Raw genomic sequence first — 20,698 nt, 5'->3', positions numbered from 1 at the left:
AAATACTTAAATCTGGCAGGCATTTATTTACTACGATATGCTTTTACCGTTCAATATTTCCATTATCCCCTCATTTTCTATTATCCACATACCCATTCGCTCATCAGTAATGCCTTCTTTTAATTTATGCGTAAACATCGGTTTTCCATCAACCATTGAGGTTTCCAGAAAACAAAAGTTAATATTATTGTTTTTATTAAGCTCTTTAGCCACTTCAACAATATGTGTAGAAATGATAAAAAAACTATTTCTGATTTGGCTAAATGCTGTTATAATTGAGAGTGAAGCATCGTATGCATCCTTTACATTTGTCCCTCTAAACAACTCATCAAATATAACCATCATATTTTTTGATGCAGTTACTTTTTGAGCAACATGTTTTACTCTTAATACCTCATTGTAAAAATGACTATATCCTTGATTCAAATTATCTGAAAGATTGATCGTAGTAATTAAGCCATCAAAAATACTTGTTTCCATGCTTTCAGCTGGAACAGGAAAGCCCAAATGGGCCAGATATATGGATATTGCAACAGATTTGAGGAGTGTAGACTTGCCTGCCATATTTACTCCTGTAATAAAACAAATATTCTTATCAGTATTAAAATAGATATCATTAGGTACTGGATGTTTCACAAAAAGATGAAATACCCCCTTTATTTCAATTGATCTATCATTTGATTTTATAAATAAAGGAAATGATAAGTTATAAGTTTTTGCAGATTTTGCTACTGATAAGTAAGCATCTAGTGAATAACAAATTTCAAGCAATTCCTTAATTTCTAAAACCTCTGAATTTCTTATTAGAAAATCATATTTCTCCAATTCAAAGAGTTTAAATGTTTTAGGTCTTAATTGATTGTGACGCTTAATATCGGCTTGTCTGTTTATAATTCCGTGAACTCTTTCGTTGAGTGTCTGTAGTAATTTAGGAGCTACGTCGATAATTAATTCACTGCAAAAATCGTACAATAAGTGAATCAGTTCTAATACTTCCTGAGCACCGCGCTGCCTTAAATATTGTTCTTGATTATTCTTTAGGAAAAATCTGGTAGTAACCCCAATAATATCCAAAGTTGCTGCCTGCCGTGGCTTATCATTTTGTCGTAAATAATATTCAATAAAATCAAGAGATTCTTTATTGAATGCTATAGTTTTATCACACTTCATTAGATATCCAATTAGACTTTTTCTCTCTTCAATAATCTGAATATCAGTTTGGGGATGATTAAAAAGACTTCTTAATTTCTCTTTCCCACCTATTGTTGATGTAAAATCAAAAAAAGAGAAAATGCTCTTCTCATTTGAAGCACTTTCAAATATCTCCAGATCATTTAAAGTTTGATTATCTATATCAAATGGCCCCATTTACAAAGTATGCTGATTTTTCATCAATGAACATACAATAATTTATACTTTTTAGTTGCATTTATTTTCCAGTTCTTAAAGACCTTTTATAATACTTCGCTTCGGGCTTCTGCGTAACTTCTGCGCAGCTTCTGCGGACCTGGTGCACAAAAAGGGACTTTTTCCCGCAGAAAGCCCGCAGAAGCTACGCGTGAGGTGCGGTCAAGGTGTGCATCAGGGAACAACAAGGGCCAACTACAACCCCAATTTACTTAAAACAAAAAGAGGGTGTCCAAAAAGGCTTAATTACTATTTGATACTACTCATCGTCATTCTGAATTTATTTCAGAACCTCATTCAAGCAGGTTTCGAATAGTATTTGCGAGATTCTGAAATAAAATCAGAATTACGATCACGCCTTTTTGGATGCCCTCTTTTACTGTAATTTTAAGAAAAACTACGTTTTCTGTACTTACTGTTTACCTGTAAGCATTTTTATAGAATCAACTTCTGCTTTTTTATATGGACTACCATCTTTTCTGAAAATATCATGAAACCAAAGTTTAGGTTCTTTTCCGTCAGGCATTGGACTATCCCATGCATAAATAGTATTGGTTTTTCCGGCAACTAGGCCCCAGTTGTAAGCCCCAATATTTTCCTTTTTAAGGATGGGCATAATGTTACTAAACAAGCTATTTCTTGATCTGGCCATGTATTCAGTACAAATAAGAGGGCGTTTAGAAACACTTCTAAGCGTATCAATCCACTTTTGGTGGTCTTTTACATCTCCATAATTATGGTAAGTGGTAACATCAGAATTTTGAATCTGATAATCTGACAATTCTTTCAGATCAAGCTTCCATACACCCACAGAAAGTGGTTGACTAGGGTTAACTGTACGTCCCCATTCAAATACTTTTTTCAGCAGATCCATACTCTTGTTTCCGTATCCTGAGTTTCCAGGTTCATTATAAAGATCCCAAAGCACAATGCGCTTGTCATCTTTAAATGTCGTTAATACATCTTTAACATAAGTTTCAAGGGAATCAACCAAGGTTGAATCCTGATAATACAAATCTCCCGGGTCTCTTACCCAGCCAGAGTTGTGGATTCCAACTTTTGGTTCAGGCTGTTTTCCGGTTTTAAAGGTTGGGTTCCAGCAATCATCAAATAGCACAAACAATGTCGACATGTGATGTTTATCTGCGATATCAAGATACTGTTTTACCCTATCTTTAAACCCCGCTTTGTCCTGTTGCCAAGCTGCATGGTGCAAGTAAACGCGCATTGAATTCATGCCAATTCCCTCTGCATAACCTAATTCTTTATCAATAGTTGTAGGATCAAAAGTTTCTTTTTGCCACATTTCTAATTGATTAATTGCGGTACTAGGTATAAAATCGCTACCTCTTAACCATCCCCATTGTTCGTACCATTTATTGGCCTGTTCAACAGTCCATATTTCTCTGGGTTTTTGTTCTGTTTGCGATGTTTGTTCAGCTTGTTTTTGCACGCATGACTGAAACGTGAGTGCAAGCAGGCATAATGCTAAGTAATAGTTTTTTAGGTTTCTCATTTTAAGTGGTTCTAGTTAAAATTTAGTAATTTGTTCATTGTATATGGTTATTAAATTTGGTGCAATTATTTGGCAGCAGCGCTAGTATAAAGAAGCTTAAATGTTGATTTATCAGCTTCCAACACATCGGTTTCGCTCCCTTTTTCATTGGCAAACTTTACGTCTATAATTCCGGTCGACCGTGGTGATACCTTTACAGAAGAATGATGAGTATGCATTACGTACTTGTAATTCCCGTCTTTGTCAGTAAACAAATCGCCATGCCCCGTTCCATTATACTTTAGCTTTTCTCTACTTATAATTGGACTACCGGCATATTTTTTCCACGGTCCTATAGGGGAAGTTGAAGTCGCATAACCTACTGCATAATCCTTATTGCGAAAATCATTTGCAGAATAGATCATATAATAAAGATTTTTATGTTTTATTACTGTTGGGCCTTCAGTAACTGGCCAATCTGTTTTCTCTGTATTTTCCCATGGTAGCTCTCCATTAATACATTCTTTGGTGGTTTGTTGTATTACATCTGAAAGATCAGCCTTCATTTCGGAAACAAAAATCCTATTGCCTTCCTTAAGTTTCACATGATACATATACGTTTTACCATCAGTATCAAAAAACACAAAAGGATCAATCTGTTTGCCAATGCCTGAAAGAGATTTTATCTGTTCTTGCTTAAAAGGGCCGAGTGGACTATCACTTTTTGCTATGGCTATTTGTTCATCAGCTGTATATGCCATGTAATAGCTGTTTTTATGCTTAAAAACTTGTGGAGCCCAAAAGCCCTTACTACCAAAAGATTCTCCCTTTACAAGAGCTAAACCGTTGTTTTTACCAACCGGCCCTTTCCAGCTTTTTAAATCCGATGATTCGTAAACCTCAAATCCCTTATCACTGCTTGTACCGTAGAGATAGTAAGTACCATTGTCCAAAAATATAGTAGGATCCGCAAGTGCTATTGGATCTTGCACCAGACGCCCCTTTACCATCCAGATTTCAGATTGGTTGGAATAAGCATTTGTACTGGTTACTGCTACTATGGTGTTATCATTTAAAACAGTTACGCTACTCCATAGGCAAGATTTGTTTGCAGGAATAATAAATGGTGTAGATTTTCTATTAAAATTACGAGCTTGATCATCTCCAACAACAACCTTCATGTCTGCAAATTCCATTTTATTGGTACGGCCTTCTGTACCTTGATAGGAAAGGATAGTTTCTCCACTTTTTAATTGCCTTAAATAAGGCGCACCGGCATAAATTTTGTCGTCAATTTTATCTGCTAGTGCATAGCTTCGGTTAGTACTGTTGGCATCTACTGTACTTGCCCAATTGTCTTTTATAGAATTTCTGATGATGTAAGGTTTAAAAGCATCAAAGCCATTGTCTTCTATAGCAAAAACAATTTCTTTTCCATTATTAAGCAATAAAGGTACAGGCATACCATCCCGTTTCCCTGCTCTGAAACTTACAATCTCAGCTTTTTTAGTCCATGTTAATCCGTTATCACTGGAACGTAGCATAGAGATATTTTGCTCGTCAGAATTGAGATAATCTCCTTCGTTAGCAAAGTATAGCTGAATCTCTCCATCAGGTAATTGTATTGCAGATGGTTCCCAACATCCATTCTTAAATTCATAACCGGCTTCATAAAGCAGCTTCTCGTCTTTCCATGTTAATCCGCCATCATAGCTTTTCTTCGTACGAATACCGAACTTTCTGGCAGGGGAAATATCGTATGGTCTTGGATTATAACAAGCAAGTAAGGAGTGGTCTTTTAACTCCAATATATCCGGCACAGACATATTTGTTCCATCAGCACGTTGGGCAACAGAAACAGGTGCCGACCAGGTAGCTCCAAGATCAGTACTTTTTACGCTGACAATATTTCCACTTGCCTCATAAACGGCTAACAACGATTGATCGTGCAATTGAATCATCCTTGCATACCCGCAATACCTTTCGCCTGCGGCAGATGATGAAACTTTTTTTAAGGTGCTATAATCCCATTCGATATGACTATTGACAGATAATTTTTGCGGAGCAACAACCGTTTCATTCTTTTTACCACATCCAAAAGATAAAAATAGGCAGAACTGTGCCGCCGCGAAAATTTGAATTACAGCCCTCATTCACCCGATGGTTTTAAGATTGGCGTATCAATTTTTACAGGTTCACCAAAATTTGGTGTTCCATCGGCATTCCAGGTAAACTTCTGCATCCTCGGACTACGGTCGTTAGAACATGCTAATCCCCCTCTGGGATTAGCATGATAAAGTATCCAATCTTCCGTTCCATCGGGTGATTTGAAAAAGCTATTATGACCAGGGCCATAAGCTCCATTTTCTGGTTTTTTAGTAAACACTGGCTTATCTGTTTTTGTCCAATCAATTGGTTTCAATGGATCGCCATTATCTTTTAAAGTAATCATCCCCAAAGAATAATCATCGGTCCAGCAACCACTGGCAGAAAAGATAAGAAAAGTTTTTCCTTTCTGGTTCTTCAGAATTTCAGGGCCTTCGTTTACATAAGGCAACCCTATCTTTTCCCAATCGTATGTAGGAGTAGAAATCTCGACTCTTGCTGTTGCCATCTTCCATGGTTCATTAGCTAACTGAGCAATATACAATCGCTGTGTATTATCAGAAGCCGAAATATGCCCGCTCCAGATGATGTAATTTTTACCATCACTGGAAAATACAGTAGCATCTATAGCAAAGAAATCAGCATTATTATCCTTTATTTGTCCCTTTACAACCCAGGCGCCTTTTGTCGGATCGGCACTACTGTTTTCGAGAACAAACATACGCTGGGTAGCTAAATCTCCTGAGGATCCTGCAGTATAATAGATGTACCATTTATTGTTCAGGAAATGTAGTTCCGGTGCCCATATATTCTTTGAATCGGCACCTGTAGCTGGTGCCTTATAGGCCACTGTAACCTCTGCCCTATTTAACTGCGAAAGCGTTTTTGTTTTAAGTATAGAAACCTGGCTTCCCTGGGTATTCATGTAATAGTAATACCCGTCCTTTTGGATAACCCAAGGATCGGGGCCACTACTAAGCAAAGGATTTGTGAATGTAGTTATAACAGGTGCTGGCTTATCTATATTCGGTTCAGACTTTTTCTGGCTCTTGCTACAACCAATTACAGCTTGCAATAGTAGAATAACGGTTACACTTCTTAAAAACATAGTTTTTGAATTAATAATTAGGGTTCTGTGAAAGATTTGTGTTATTATCTACTTCAACCTGAGGCAATGGTAATCTGATATGTTTTCCTACAACAAAGTTCTTAAAGTCAGGATCGCGTAATGCCACTTTATCTACATTCACTTTAGTATCAAGATCACCCCAACGCTTTAAATCCGCCCATCTAACGCTTTCACCACAAAGTTCTAAACTCCTTTCAACCTTCAATCGATCTCTGAATAGATCTTTATCATTTCCAATTGTGGGGTAAGCAGTAGCCAAAGCGGCCATGTTTGCTCGGGTGCGTACACGATTTACGTATTGATAAGCATCGGCTGTTTGCCCTAGCTCATTTAATGCTTCAGCATACATTAATAAAACATCGGCATAACGAATTACCCTATTGTTAACCTGATTAAAATAATCTTCATTATTACGCATATAATCTCTCGAGTATTTTTTGAACCAAGCTTCATCGGCTCCCCACTCCCAACTTCTACCGTAAATCTTATCGCCAAAATCAGCTTCAAGACCAGGATAAAACAATGTATATCTTAATCTTGGATCAATTTTATTATCAACAGTTTTTTCTTTTTTAAACTCATTGACCAACCAGAATCTGGCCTGTCCATCTGACCATCCAATACTCCTGGGTGCAAAAAACTGAGCTCGGTTACTGCCCACATTTGCACTTGGACCATCACCTTCCGCATTTTTGTTGACATCAGAAAACTGAATTTCAAAAACAGACTCTTTGTTATTTTCGTTTTCTGCCCTGAAGTTATCTTTATAATCAACAAGATCATAATAATTTTTACCTGCGCCGGTAACAAGATAGTCAAATGCGGTTTTAGCATCAGACCACTTGTGTTGTTGCATTAATGCTTTCCCTAATAATGCCTGCGCAGCTCCTTTTGTAGCCCTTCCGATTTCATTTCCTGTCCATTGTTCAGGCAAATCAGCACTGGCCTCTGTAAGGTCCTTTTCTACTTGTGCCCAAACCTGAGCTAAAGAACTTTGCTGAGGCAAATCAGTTGGTTTTTGAAGAGTGGTTACAATAGGAAAGTTCTCCCATAATATGGCCGCATAGTAGTAGTAAAAACCTCTCAAAAATTTAGCCTGCGCAAGTATTTCAGCCTTCTTTTTAGCATCTGTAAAAGGAATATCGGGCACATACGTTAGCACCTGATTGCATCTGAAAATCGCCTTGTAGGTGTCTCTGTAAGTATTCACATTCCCTTCCCAGAAATTATAATTAATGTACTGGAAACGAGTCCAATCGCCCAGTTCAGTCCATGGGCTATTACTCCATCCTTCATCAGATGTTAAATCAAGCCTAAAATATATCCATCTGTTCCATCCACCATTTTGGTAAAACATAGCATAAGCTGCATTTACCCCTTTCTGGGCATCACCTTCAGTTTTCCAAAACTGGTCGACAGTTAATGTATTTGGATTATCCTGGTTTAGCAAATCCTTTTTACAGGAGAACATCAGGACTAGTGCACTAAGCACAAATATTTTTGAAATTATCTTTTTCATGTTTCTAATATTAAAATCCGAAGTTTAAACCAAGAGATACAGTTCTTAAATTTGGAAATGCACCATAGTCAAATCCCTTTTCAAAAACACTTTTATTGCTAAATTCAGGATCAAGCCCAGTGTACTTAGTAATTGTGATAAGGTTTTGTCCGGAAAGGATCACCTTCGCATTGTTAAACCCTATTCTTTTTAACAGTTTATTTGGAATGTTGTAAGAAATACCGATGTATTTCATGCGTGCAAAACTTCCATTCTCAAGCCACCGATCGGTATCTCCCCTTGCATTGATTGTACTGCTATAAAAAGCACGAGGAACAGTTGTATTTGGGTTTTCTGGTGTCCATGGTTGAACTCCCGCACGGTAATTAGAATTGTCAGAGAAATTATCCATTACACTCCTTGGCCCGTTAAATACCTTTGCTCCAAAAGAGCCGAACCAATCCATAGAAAATTCAAACCCTTTATACGATGCACCTATGTTTAAACCCAATTCATAATTAGCCCACGGGCTTCCAACAACTACTTTATCCTTATTGGTGATTTCGCCGTCACCATCATTGTCCTTATAGCGAATATCTCCTGGCTGTGCTCCGGGTTGGATTATTTTTCCCTTAGAATTTTTATAATTTTTTACATCATCAAGATTCTGGAATAATCCATCTGTTTGCAAAACATACCACATTCCAATTGGCTCACCAACTTCTGTAACTGTATTCCCAACAAATGTTTTATTCTTGTTGTAACCCAAGCCTAAAACTTTATTATTCAGGGTAGTTAAGTTTGCAGTAACATTGTATTTAAACTCAGTTGAACTTTCTGCATAAGTTGCGGTTAATTCAAACCCTCTATTACCCAATATACCACCATTTACAAAAGGATTGCCACCATCATTACCTGTTGAAATAAGCAAAGGGTAACGAATTAATACTCCTTTTGTTTTTGAGATAAAATACTCACCACTAATTGAAAGTTTATTATTAAGAAAAGCAGCATCAATACCATAATTTTGTTGGGTTACTTCTTCCCAATGCAAATCACGGTTTGCAAGCTGTACCTGTGTTGAACCTGACTGAAGGTTTTGATTTGGCCCCATTGGAATTGCAGAGAAAGTATTAACAAAAGCCATGTACTCATAAGCACCAATATCACTACTTCCTAAAGTTCCATAATTAGCTCTTATTTTCAGGTCATCAATCCATGATGATTTGAAAAAATCTTCTCTACTAATGCGCCATGCGCCTGATACAGATGGAAAACTCCCAAATTTATAGTCAGGACCGAATCGAGAGACACCATCAGTTCTGATAACTGCATTTAGCAAATACTTATCAGCATAATTATATTCTAACCTACCAAAGTAAGAAATCAGATCTGAGCGGTTCCTATAGCCACCGGTAAGCGCTTCATTCCCCTGATCTAAAACATCGTAATAATGACCTGTTGTTGAGTTCTGCAAAATATTACGTTTTGTACCCCACATCATTGCATAATTATCCTTTTGATAAGATTGTCCTCCGATAACTGTTAATGAATGCTTACCGAACTCTTTATTGAAAGTAAGTGTGTTTTCTATGAGAACTGTTGATGATTCTCCTCTATTCTCATTTAGTATTGCGGGATCGTAAGCCTGGTTAAGTGTCCAGAATCCGTCTTTTTTTAAATAGGTGTAATGATCTCTGCTGGTTTCATAACCAAGACTTGATCTGAATTTTAAAGGCTTAAGCAACTGCAGCTCGGCAAATAAATTACCTCTGATTCTTAAGTTTTGATTAACACGATCTTCAAGATTAGCTATAGCGAGCGGATTAGTTCCAAAGGTTCTGGCTTTTGACTCATCTCCATAACCATATCCTCCAGGGTGACTTGCATCGTAAACCGGTATGGTAGGTAACATACGAATCACATCGATTATTGGGTTACCTGACATCTCGTTGACTTTAGAACTACTAATAGCCAAATTCTCTCCTATTGTAAATATACCTTTGGTTCCCTTTGTATTTACTCTAAAACTAAGCCGATCAAAATCGGTACTGATTACAGTTCCTTTATTCCCAAAATATCCTCCCGAAACAAAATAAGAAGCATCTTTACTTCCTCCCGAGAAACTTAAATTGTAATCTTGTACATTTCCTGTTCTAAATGCAACATCCTGCCAGTCGGTATTTGTATTTAGATCTAGCTCCTGACGTTTAACCTTGGCATTATCATAAGCCATAAAATTTAGTCTGGAAAACTCTTCAGTCCCGGCAACATCATACCTAGGCATTGTCTGCACACTACTTTTTCCTGAAAACTCTATTTTCATTGGACCATCAAGACCTTTTTTCGTAGTGATGATAATTACGCCATTTGCTGCTCTTGAACCATAAATAGCCGCAGCAGATGCATCCTTAAGAATTTGAATAGATTCAATATCTGCAGGATTAAAATCTCGGTTTGCACTGGTAACCAATCCATCAATTACATATAATGGATTGTTATCTCCAAAGTTTTTTAACCCTCTGATCTGTATCTGGGCTTCTGATCCGGGTTGCCCACCTCCCCTTACCTTTATTCCGGTAGCTAAGCCCTGTAATGATTCAGCAACAGTGGTTCCTTGCCTCTTCTGAACGTCAGCAGCTTTTACAATAGAGATAGCTCCTGTAAGGTCTTTCTTTTTCTGCGTTCCATAACCAACAACAACTATCTCATTTAAATCAGATGCTGACTCGACTAAGGATGCATTAACAGTAGACCGACCGTTAACGGCAACTTCCTGGGTCGTAAAACCGATGTAAGAAAACACAAGAACAGCATTTCCTGCATTAGGTACGGAAATAGTATAAACGCCATTCTGATTTGTTGTCGTAGATGCAGACGCTCCCTTTACCTGCACCCCAACACCTACTAATGGCCCGGACTTATCAGATACTGTTCCGGTTACGTTACTCTGTGCAAATACAGCTTGACAACAGAGGATAAATAATGAACTAAGAATAAAGCAGAGCTTTAACTCTTTGCTAAAGTGTAATTTTTTTTTCATGCTCATTTATAATTTATATTTGGTTGGTTCAATTCACTGCATAGCGCCATGAATTGTTATGCTAATTGAGGAATTAACATTTGATCTTACTGATCAAACATTGTTCAATTTGTCTCAAATGGCACTAGAATAGTAGGAATAGGGAATTTAGATTCCTTATTGCCGGTTTTTTCGGTCTATCTTTATGTTAACCAATATTAAATAGCCTTGAACAAGTTTTTATTGATATTATCCTTACTCATGGGTATGCTGATTTCAGCATTCTCACAATCTTATACCTTCAGACATTACCAAGTCGAAAACGGCTTATCTTATAATTCTGTGATCTGCAGTTTACAGGATAGAAAAGGATTCTTATGGTTTGGAACTAAAGATGGTCTAAACAGATTTGATGGTTACACGTTTAAAATCTTTAGAAATGATCCCGACAACCCTAAAAGCATTGGTAATAATTTTATACATAGCCTGTACGAGGATAAAAATGAGAACATTTGGGTAGGCACGCTACTTGGTCTATATAAATACAATCCTTTAAATGAAAGTTTTGACCTTATAACCCCAACAAAAAACAGAGATATACGAGACATTAAGCTAGATAGCAAAGGCAATATCTGGTACATTGCCGGGCTAATGCTCTGCAAGTATAATGAACAAACCAAAAAGTTAAATACTTTTGAATCAAGGGTACATTCTGGAGCTACATCATTAAGTATTAGTGCAAACGACGAGGTATGGGTTTCGACAACTGATGGTTTTATCCAAAAATATAACGACTTAAAGGATAGGTTTGAAAGCTATAACGTGTTTAGCAATTCCAAACCGACCATCTCTGCCTGGATAGAGAAGCTGTATGATACTGGAAAAGGTTTCTTTTTAATTGGGACATCTAATCAAGGTGTAAAATCTTTTGATACCAGCACACTAACTTACAAGGATATTTTAGTTGCGAATTCAGATCAAACTGCTATTTATGCAAGAGATTTTATTGCTAAAAATGATGATGAATATTGGATAGCTACAGAATCCGGTTTATTCATTTACAACGTAAAAACAGACAAGTACAGCAATCTGCGTAATCAGTTTAACGATCCTTACTCAATTTCGGACAATGCAGTATATACCTTAGCCAAAGATAAAGAAGGTGGAATATGGGCTGGGACTTATTTTGGCGGTGTAAACTACTATCCTAATCAATACATTTCCTTCGAAAAATTTTTCCCACAAGGTGGAAGCAATACTTTAAGTGGATATGCTGTTAGAGAAATCTGTAATGACAAAGAAGGTAACATCTGGATTGGTACTGAAGATGGAGGGCTAAATAAATTAAATCATAGTACAGGTCATTTTGAGCATTTTAAACCTACAGGAGATAAGACGAGCGTTTCACATACAAACATTCACGGGTTACTTGTTGTAGATGATGAGCTATGGATTGGTACTTTTGAGCGTGGTCTGGACGTGATGAATATAAAAACTTCGAAGGTTATCAGACATTATAGTGCTGGGCATGCCCCAAATGAATTGAAAAGCAATTTTATTGAAAGTCTGCTCAAAACCCGGTCAGGAGAAATTTTGGTGGGCACCTCATTTGGCTTGTACCGCTATAATAGAACACACAATGATTTCACTTTGTTAAATGAAGTGCCTGGCAATCTACATTATTCAAATTTGATTGAAGATAACCAAGGCACTATCTGGGCAAGTTCCCTACGAGATGGATTATACTTTTATAATCCGAAACAGAAAACCTCTGGCTACTATAAATACGAAGAAAACAACAAAAAAAGTTTAAGTTCTAATGCTGTAAATAGCACGTTTGTAGATGCAAAAGGAGGATTGTGGGTGGCCACGGAGAATGGTTTAAACCAGTTTAACGAAAAGGAAAGAAACTTTAAAAGATATAACAGCAAAAACGGCTTTTTAAGTAATGTATTCTATAAAATTCTCGAAGACCGAAATGGAAATCTTTGGATAAGTACCTCAAGAGGTCTTGTATGCTTTAACCCTGCCTCTAATCGAATTAAATCATACACAAAGGCAAATGGATTGCTGAGCGACCAATTCAATTATAGCTCTGCATTTAAAGACACTACCGGAAAAATGTATTTCGGCAGCGTAAAGGGGTTAATTAGTTACTTTCCAGATCAGTTCAGAGAGAATAATTTTGTCTCACCGGTTTACATTACCGGTTTTCAGATTTATAATAAAGAGATTGAAATTAATAAAAAGAATTCTCCGCTAAGCCGCTCAATTAACTTTACAGACCAGATTGAGCTAGCTCATGATCAATCCACTTTTAGCATAGACTTTGCCGCATTGGGATATACTGCACCGGAAATGACAGAGTATACCTTTAAAATGGAAGGGCTAGATAAAAGCTGGACCTATTTAAAAACTAACAGGAAGGTATATTTTACAAACTTGCTTCCGGGCACTTATGTATTCAAATTAAAAGCAACAAACAGCAGTGGCGTGTGGAGCAACAAAGTTACCGAGCTAAAAATCATTATAAAACCTCCTCTATGGGCCAGCCCACTTGCTTTTTTATTTTATGCAGTAACAATTGCAATTGGAATATATTATGCTATCCGCTATTATCATCAGCGCATAAGCAATAAAAATAAACGTAAAATTGAGTTATGGGAATCAAAAAAAGAGAAAGAACTGTATCATGCTAAAATTGAGTTTTTCACCTATGTTACTCATGAGATTCGGACCCCATTAACCTTAATTAAAGGCCCCTTAGAGGAAGTAATGAAAAAAGCTGAGGAAGTACCTGCTATTACAGAAGACCTGGTAATAATGAAGAAGAATACCAATAGGTTAATTGAGCTAACAGACCAACTACTGGACTTCAGAAAAACAGAGATTAAAGGCTTTAACCTCAATTTCGTAAACATTAATGTAAGCAGGTTGTTGGAAGAAAACTACTTAAGATATAAATCTGCTATGGAACAAAAGGGACTCATGTTAAGCGTTAATTTACCAGAGAAACCATTTTATGCTTATGCAGATCCCGAAGCGCTAAATAAAATACTAAGTAATTTGATTGACAATGCAGTAAAATATTCTTCAGGTCAGATTGCAATTGCTTTAAACTCAGATTTACATACCTTTAAAATTGAAGTAAAAAGTGATGGAGATCTTATTCCTTTTAACCTACATAAAAAAATCTTTGAGCCATTCTATAGAATGCAAAGTAACAAAGACCAAAGAGGCACCGGAATAGGCTTGCCTTTAGCTCGTTCATTAGCTGAACTGCATGAAGGAACATTGCAGCTTAAAACTGACGATGGCATTTGGAATACCTTCACGCTTGTTTTACCTAAACATCATGAAAGGGAATTTAAAATAAATGCCGACTTGCAAGACGAAATTCTAGGAGTTAAAGAGGTTGTCTATGAAAATAAGAACATAGAATCCCCGGTTATTTTGCTAGTTGAGGATAACATTGAGATCAGGGAGTTTATAGCTGATAAATTAATTAAGGATTTTCAGGTGATTCAGACTGACAACGGAATGGAAGCTTTAAACATCTTAAAAGAAAAAAGCATCCATTTAATTATTAGTGACATTATGATGCCAGTAATGGATGGATATGAATTGTGCAAGGCAGTTAAAGATAACCTGGAATATACTCATATCCCGATTATCCTGCTAACAGCAAAAAACACACTACAATCTAAAATAGAGGGGCTAGAAGTTGGTGCGGATGCTTACCTGGAAAAACCATTTTCTCCTGATCATTTGTTTACTCAGATTTCAAACCTGCTTGCCAGTCGTGATAAGATTAAGAATTACTTTGCAAGTTCGCCTCTGGTTCATATTAAAAGCATGGCCTACAATAAAGCAGATGAAGCATTTCTTGAAAAGTTAAATGAAATCATTAATAAAAATATTGACAATAAATCGCTTGACGTAGATCTGCTTGCAGATGCTATGAACATGAGTAGGCCAACGCTGTACAGAAAGATAAAGGTTATCTCTAATCTTTCACCTCATGAATTGATTAATATAACCAGACTAAAAAAGGCTGCTGAATTACTAGTTGAAGGGAATTATAAAATATTAAAGATTGCTTCCCTGACTGGGTTTAACTCGCAGGCACAATTTGGAAGATGTTTTGTTAAACAGTTCGGAATGACCCCTTCTGAATATGCGGGATCAAAACACTTGGTAAATAATGAGGCAGAGTAAAAACTCTGCCTCGGAAACAATGTCTTGTTATTCTATTTAAAAAGTATAAATGCAATAATCAAAGTAATAATGATATTAAAACCTTGAGCAATTAAAAACGCATAGAAAGGCTTCTTGCTGTTTTTACCAAATAGATCTGCAAAATTGGTCTCTAACCCTATACTGGTAAATGCCAATACAAACCAAAGCCCCTGCAAGTTCTTTAAGCTACCTTTAACTTCGGCATTTACCTCTGGGGTAATGAAGAATGAAAACAGTAAAGAAGCTCCAATAAAACCGATTACAAATTTCGGGAAACGTTCCCAGATCACTTTAAGCGTTGGTTTAGTTTCCTTGTCTTTTCCGGCAGGATTTTGTGTATAGGTCCAGTATATTGAAATGGCAAATGCCGCGATTCCTAATAATACATTTTGAGAGAATTTAACAATTGTACTAATTTTTAAGGCTTCCTCTCCTACCAATGATCCTGATGCAACAACAGCTCCCGTAGTATCAATACTACCACCTAACCATGCGCCCGTAACCGCCTGAGGAAAATGAAAATAGGCCGCAATATAAGGCATAAAAATCATCATAGGAATTGCAGTAATCAGCACCATAGAGATCACATACGATAGTTTTTTTGAATCACCTTTAATTGCTCCAGATGTAGCAATTGCTGCAGATACTCCACAAATGGAAACTGCACTGGAGATCATCATAGTTAATTCATCATCGATCTTTAGTTTTTTACATAACCAAAAGGCAAAATACCATACAGACAATACCACTACCAAAGCTTGAATTAAGCCTAAAGAGCCTGCTTTTAATACATCTGAGAAAATAACGCTAGTACCCAATAGTACCAATCCTATTTTAACAAATAGCTCTGTAGATAAAGATGATTTAAACCATTCCGGCAAAGTAAAAAAGTTACTGATGGCTAAACCAATAGCCAAACTAAAAATCACAGCTTCTAAATTCAATGCTTTAACCTGACTGTTACCAGCAAGCACAAGTGCAACCATCGTTAAAATGTAAACAGATGGGAAAGTTATCACAGCACTTTTAACAGATTTACCAGTTAAAAAAGCGCCCAATGCGGCAATGATAATTACCAATATAAATTGTAATCCGATATACTCAAGATTAGACACAGAGAGTACTGATGATGAAAGATCCGCAACGCTTGCCCAGTTAAATACCGGGACTGGCAATAGGAGTCCGGAAAGGGTTAAAATAATTGTTAGCGCTCCAAGGATAACAACTACCCAGTCTTCATGAATGTTTAGTTTTTTAGTTTCTGACATTAGAATTTAGTTTGATTTGTGTATTGTTTTTGTTTTGTATTAAATATTAAATTGAGATTGAAAAAACGTCTTTTAAAGCACGTTTTGCAGCATGATAACCACACATTCCATGTACCCCTCCCCCCGGAGGCGTTGATGAGGAGCAAAGATATAAACCCTTTGCAGAAGTACGGTAAGGTGAACTACGCAAAGCCGGTCGAGTAAAAATCTGTCCCAGATCAATTACACCACCATTGATATCACCACCAATATAATTTGGATTGTAAGCCTCAACCTGTGCGGTATTCATGGTATGTTTTGCCAGTATCCGTTCTCTAAAACCGGGAGCAAAACGTTCTATTTGTTTCTCAATAGTTTCGGTCATATCTGTTACTGAACCATTTGGCACATGACAATAAGCCCAAGCAGTATGCTTACCCTCTGGAGCTCTTGATGTATCAAATAAGCTTTGCTGTGCAAGCAATACAAATGGCTTTTCTGCATGCTTGCCCTGCCAGCTAAGCTTTTCAGACAAAGTAATTTCTTCGAGGGTATTGCCAATATGGACTGTTCCGGCTCTTCTTGCCTCTTTGGCAGTAAAGGGAATGGCTTCATCTAATGCCCAATCCACTTTAAAAACTCCCATTCCGTAGCGATACCTTTCTAATTGCCATTTATAAAGGGCAGAAAACTTATGACCAGCTATCTGTAATAATTGCTTAGGTGTTACATCAAAAAGTACCGCTTTAGAAGATGGTAACTCATCTAAAGATTTTATAAAGCGTCCTGTTTCAATTTTACCGCCTAAAGAGATAAAATAAGAAGCTAGTGCATTAGCTATTTCTTTAGAGCCTCCCACAGGAATAGCCCAGCCTTTTAAATGTGCCGCAGCCATCAATACTAATCCTATTGCTGAGGTTGTTAGATTAGAGAGCGGTTGAATTGAGTGTGCAGCCATCCCTGCCCATAATCCTCTTGCTTCCTTAGTGGTAAATCGTTTAGCTAAAAAAGTAGCAGAGGTAAGTGCATTTAAGCCAAATTTGGCCATAGCAATAGGGTGCTTAGGGAAATGCAAAGGCCCTAGAACATCAGCTGCAATATTTGGCCAGTCTTTAACGAGTGGCTTTAACAATTTAAGATAAGCCTGTTCATCGGTACCGAGTAACCTTGCCGTTTCTTCAATAGAACTGCCAAGTACAGCAGCAGTACCATCATCAAATGGATGGGCGGCTGCCAGATCGGGAAAAACATATGACAGGCCATGATCCTGAAGTGGAAGCGTATTAAAAAATGGAGAGCCAATTGCAAGAGGATGAATTGCTGAGCAAACATCATGTACAAAGCCTGGCAAAGTCAGTTCTGCAGATCTTAATCCACCACCAATCTCATCCTTTCCTTCTATAATCAATACCGATAGTCCTTGTTGTTGCAGTGCAATAGCTGCTGCTAAACCATTTGGTCCTGAACCAACAACTACTGCATCAAAATCTGGTTTTCCCACTATATTATATGTCTTTCTTATTGATAATTTATTCTAACTTAACTGTCTTATTACTGCATTGTGAAGGTAGGAATATATAATTATTGTTCCGAGTTACCTTTTCTCCTTTGCAATAATGGATACTTTTTATCAGACCTATCTAACACTACATAAATAGAATCTTTAAACTCATTGGTGCCCTGCAAAATAATTCTGTTTGCTGTAGGACGACTGTAATGCAAAACCTGCTTCTGTGCTCTGTCTGACTTGTTTTTATTCTGCAGATACAATACATTATTAATGGTATCGGCCTTGTAATAATACCAAATTCTTCCACTTATACCCGATAATTCCCAGGTAACATTAATGTCTCTTACTGAATCATCATGCTTTTTACGTTTGTGAGGCTTGCCATATCTTCTAATATCTCCTCTCCAATCTATCCTCCATTTTCCGTCGTATACCTCCTCGTTTCCAGGATAACTTCCTGCAGCAAACATTTCAATATCCTGCGGCCTGTCTGCAACTTTAAAGCTCATAGACGACCAATCTTCGAAAGTTACATCCTGCCAGCGAACAGGATCAAAAGGTGAATAAGGGAGCATTTTATTATTTAGCTTGAACTCTGTAACCTCATAATAGCCCCTTGATTTAGGTAAGCCCGGTGTATTCGGAATTTTGTAGAAGTCGTTATGTGTATAGGCATACACCTCAAAAACAAAAAACAGGAAAACGAAAACAAAGTTAAAGGCATATTTGATGAAACGTTTTGTGTATTTCTGCCATTTTGTTTTTAGCTCGGGGTAAAAATGTACAATTCTTGAGTCTTGTTCTTTCACAATCAGACTCCATATCCCAGGTATGTCATACCATAAAATAAAAATTGACAGCATTGCCATACCTGCACTTGGCACCTGTTCCCCTATATCATAAGCATGATTAGAAATTGCTATGTTTCCAAATACCACAAAAGTAATGGCTGCACCAATACCTGTGGTGCGTCTGAATAACAATAGAAATCCTCCAATGAATTCTGCAAAGCCTAGAAACACTTCGTAGCTTGGCGATACACTGATTACCTCCCAATAAAGTCGCTTAGCAAAGAAATCGATCAATTCAGTATTCCATAATCCTTCATTTTGAGTAGGCATCTGCATTACAAACAGCTTTTTATAACCCCAACCTATACCTGCATATGCAACTCTATACCTAGCTACAACCCGTAGCCAGTAATACAAGGATCGGTATTCCTTTCTATCTTTATCAAGCTTTGTCCAGATAAAGCCCCCAAGCAAAGCAATTAAAAGTACAAAGGGTAAATTAATATAACTAGCTGGCCCGAAAAAGCCACTTTCAGAGAATATGTTAATGAATTGAGGATTAAAAAAGGCGACAATTTCGGTAAGGTGTCTGTAATTAAGATGCGCATAATCCATATTGATCAGCATCTGATAAAACCCTAAATCAAGCGGAATTGAAAACAGTCCGAAGTAGATAAATGCAATGCGAAAAGCTACTTTTTGGAGTTCGGTCCAATCGTTATGATCGTGAGGTACCTCCTGAATATAGGATATATATGATGGTTCTGCTATAATTGGTTCTTCTTCCATTTGATTTACTATTTTAATAAATGGTTAGTTAAGGATTCCAGACAACAGGTTGCCTGCGACTTTGATAAAGTGGATATGTTTTATCTTTCTTATCCAACACTACATAAATGGAATCCTGATATTCGTTTAAACCTGACAAGATGATCCTGGAATCTGTTGGCCTTGAGTAGTTAAGCTTTAACTTTTGATTCTTATAAACCTTGTTCTTGTTTTCTAAATAAAGCACATGGTTTATGGTATCAGCCTTGTAGTAAAAATGTCTTCTTCCACCACCTGTTCCGGCGGACTCATAAGTTCTATCTACATCTTTAAATTGCTTGCCTCTACCAGCCTCGCCATGAATCATAAAAGTATTGAAGACTGTAAACGAGATGGTAGACCATTTTTCGAATGTTACATTTTGCCATCTTAATGAGTCGACAGGAGAATATGGTACTGTTTTGTTGTTCAGTTTAAACTCTGTCACTTCATAAAAACCTCTCGAATTTGTTAAGCCTTTCTGAGCAGGAACCTTATAAGAATCGTAGGTGTAATTTTGCCAGTGTAAGTAGGCACTTAAAACAAAAAACATCAGGAATACAAATGACTTAAAAGCAAGCCTGAAGTATTTTTGCCATTTCTTTTCAAACGGATAATGGTAAATAGCAGGATTCGTATCTTTTTCATTAACCACTAAATTCCAGATGTTCGGCAGATAACGCCACAATACAAAGGCACCACCTAATGCATAAAATGCGGCGGCCAAATGAATTCCTCCATCGTAGGTATGGTTAGAAATTGCAATATTTCCAACCATGGCAATTGCCAGTGCAGCTCCTACCGCTCTTGTTTGTCTGAAAAACAACAGCAACATGATTAGAAGTTCTGCTAATCCTGCAAACACCTCATAACCATGAACAAAGCTAAACTGTATCCAATACAACTTCTGATGGGTAAAATCACCTAAAGGGGTATTTAATTGTGTAAGTGCCAGATTTGGCATTTGCGTTGGAAATACTTTGGAAAACGTAAGTCCTTGTAGTTTAATCAGCATAGAATAGCTTACCGCAACAACTAGGAAATAATATAGGGTTCGATAATTTGTAGTTTTTCTATCGAGCAATGACCAAATCACGGCTCCTATTAGCCCGAGTACAAATGCCAATCCCCAGTTAATATAGCTTGCTATTCCAAAATTGGCACTCTCTGCACTGATCTTCAAAAAATCTAGTGACGAATCTTGAATAGAGCCAAGATCGCCAGACCCCGGTTGAGCGGGCTGAACCTTAATTGGGCTAAACGATGATCCGCTCAACTTCCCAATATCACGAATGTGTAGATGCGACCAATCTGTTGTAAACCATTGTTGATAATAATCGGCATCTAATGGCACTACCAATAAAAAGAAAAATATGAAGGCTACACGAAAAGAGAACTTTTCGTAGCCATTCCATGTTTGTATGTTATTTTCTAATACAGTCATTTT

Annotated in this window: 11 protein-coding genes; 1 reads left to right on the top strand and 10 read right to left on the bottom strand. The window is 37.1% G+C overall.

What is annotated here, in order from left to right:
• Nucleotides 1-30 precede the first annotated feature (30 nt).
• The 6 genes from HQN83_RS04205 to HQN83_RS04180 form a co-directional block, all read right to left on the bottom strand.
• Nucleotides 31-1,368, bottom strand: coding sequence for a MutS-related protein (locus tag HQN83_RS04205; protein WP_173088969.1), 1,338 nt, complete (start codon nucleotides 1,366-1,368; stop codon nucleotides 31-33).
• Nucleotides 1,369-1,819: 451 nt separating this feature from the next.
• The gene (locus tag HQN83_RS04200; protein ID WP_173088967.1) at nucleotides 1,820-2,923 is read right to left on the bottom strand and encodes a cellulase family glycosylhydrolase; all 1,104 of its coding nucleotides are present in this window, start codon (nucleotides 2,921-2,923) and stop codon (nucleotides 1,820-1,822) included.
• A gap of 65 nt (nucleotides 2,924-2,988) precedes the next feature.
• Entirely contained in the window at nucleotides 2,989-5,055 is a 2,067-nt protein-coding gene (locus HQN83_RS25260; RefSeq protein ID WP_246254286.1) for a family 43 glycosylhydrolase, read from the bottom strand.
• On the bottom strand, nucleotides 5,052-6,116 hold the full coding sequence (locus HQN83_RS04190) for a glycoside hydrolase family 43 protein (protein WP_173088965.1): 1,065 nt from the start codon (nucleotides 6,114-6,116) through the stop codon (nucleotides 5,052-5,054). Before HQN83_RS04190 ends, HQN83_RS25260 begins: the two co-directional genes overlap by 4 nt.
• Nucleotides 6,117-6,126: 10 nt before the next feature.
• Nucleotides 6,127-7,656, bottom strand: coding sequence for a RagB/SusD family nutrient uptake outer membrane protein (locus tag HQN83_RS04185; protein WP_173088963.1), 1,530 nt, complete (start codon nucleotides 7,654-7,656; stop codon nucleotides 6,127-6,129).
• A 10-nt stretch (nucleotides 7,657-7,666) separates the two neighbouring features.
• Entirely contained in the window at nucleotides 7,667-10,678 is a 3,012-nt protein-coding gene (locus HQN83_RS04180) for a SusC/RagA family TonB-linked outer membrane protein (RefSeq protein ID WP_173088961.1), read from the bottom strand.
• A gap of 246 nt (nucleotides 10,679-10,924) precedes the next feature.
• Here HQN83_RS04180 and HQN83_RS04175 point away from each other — a divergent pair, with 246 nt between their 5' ends.
• Nucleotides 10,925-14,875, top strand: a complete 3,951-nt coding sequence (locus HQN83_RS04175; RefSeq protein WP_246254284.1) for a hybrid sensor histidine kinase/response regulator — start codon at nucleotides 10,925-10,927, stop codon at nucleotides 14,873-14,875.
• A gap of 32 nt (nucleotides 14,876-14,907) precedes the next feature.
• Here the strand turns inward: HQN83_RS04175 and HQN83_RS04170 are convergent, their stop codons facing one another.
• The 4 genes from HQN83_RS04170 to HQN83_RS04155 all read right to left on the bottom strand — a co-directional run bounded on the left by HQN83_RS04170 (nucleotide 14,908) and on the right by HQN83_RS04155 (nucleotide 20,695).
• Entirely contained in the window at nucleotides 14,908-16,164 is a 1,257-nt protein-coding gene (locus tag HQN83_RS04170) for a YeiH family protein (protein WP_173088959.1), read from the bottom strand.
• 46 nt (nucleotides 16,165-16,210) lie between these two features.
• Nucleotides 16,211-17,644: a phytoene desaturase family protein gene (locus HQN83_RS04165; RefSeq protein WP_173088957.1), complete on the bottom strand. Its 1,434-nt coding sequence runs from the start codon at nucleotides 17,642-17,644 to the stop codon at nucleotides 16,211-16,213.
• Between the two features lie 80 nt (nucleotides 17,645-17,724).
• A complete protein-coding gene (locus HQN83_RS04160) occupies nucleotides 17,725-19,233 on the bottom strand; it encodes a hypothetical protein (RefSeq protein ID WP_217277323.1) in 1,509 nt (502 codons plus the stop codon).
• A 28-nt stretch (nucleotides 19,234-19,261) separates the two neighbouring features.
• Nucleotides 19,262-20,695 carry a hypothetical protein gene (locus HQN83_RS04155; protein WP_173088955.1) on the bottom strand — a complete coding sequence of 478 codons (1,434 nt, stop codon included), beginning with the start codon at nucleotides 20,693-20,695 and terminating at the stop codon, nucleotides 19,262-19,264.
• Between the last annotated feature and the right edge of the window lie 3 nt (nucleotides 20,696-20,698).

This window comes from Pedobacter foliorum (genome assembly GCF_013266735.1).
GTDB classification, from domain to species: Bacteria; Bacteroidota; Bacteroidia; order Sphingobacteriales; family Sphingobacteriaceae; genus Pedobacter; species Pedobacter foliorum.
The sequence above is the reverse complement of the archived record's forward strand: the minus strand, read 5'-3'. Positions and strand labels throughout refer to the sequence as shown.